1 protein-coding gene and 1 pseudogene are annotated in these 603 nt (G+C 63.5%); both read left to right on the top strand.

What is annotated here, in order from left to right:
- Positions 1 to 44 precede the first annotated feature (44 nt).
- The gene (locus INS93_RS24620) at positions 45 to 305 is read left to right on the top strand and encodes a DUF2790 domain-containing protein (protein ID WP_192985865.1); all 261 of its coding nucleotides are present in this window, start codon (positions 45 to 47) and stop codon (positions 303 to 305) included.
- Positions 306 to 341: 36 nt separating this feature from the next.
- Positions 342 to 603, top strand: a pseudogene (locus INS93_RS24615) (alpha/beta hydrolase); the annotation flags it as partial.

Below are 603 nucleotides of genomic sequence, written 5' to 3'. Positions count from 1 at the left end.
CTCGCGGCCAACGCCCGAGCGCGGCACCCAAGAGGAGAACCACCATGAAAGCCCGCACCCTGTTCGCCACCGCCCTGACCGCCATCGCACTCAGCGCGTCGCTCACCAGCCTCGCCCACAGTGCCGAGGCCACGCCCTACCGCTACGGCCAGAACCTGGATATCGCCAAGGTGATTTCCATCGACGCGCCCAACAGCCCGCAGTGCGAAGTGGTCACGGCAACGATGACCTACCGCAACAGCGCGGGTGACGTGGAAGTTCTCAGCTACGAACAACTCTCCAGCGTTTGCACCAACCAGAACTGACAACCAGCAGCCCAACTGATCGACAGGAGCTTGACCATGARCATTTCTCGCACTCTGACTGCCGGGCTGCTCGCCTTGGCCATCAACAGCAGCTTCGCCGCCGGCAGCCCCGGCGTGGAACGCAATACCCAGGGTTTCCTCGATGCCCTGGCAGCCGGTGGCGGTCAGCCGCTGGAAACCCTCTCGCCGAAAGACGCCCGCGCCGTACTGGTGGGTGCTCAGGCCAGTGTCAAGGTGGACCTGTCCGGCATCGTCGTGGACACCAAGGTGATCCAGGTGAATGTGATCCAGGTGAATG

It is taken from the genome of Pseudomonas sp. EggHat1 (genome assembly GCF_014892995.1).
GTDB classification, from domain to species: Bacteria; Pseudomonadota; Gammaproteobacteria; order Pseudomonadales; family Pseudomonadaceae; genus Aquipseudomonas; species Aquipseudomonas chaetocerotis.
This window is presented reverse-complemented; position numbering and strand designations above follow the sequence as displayed.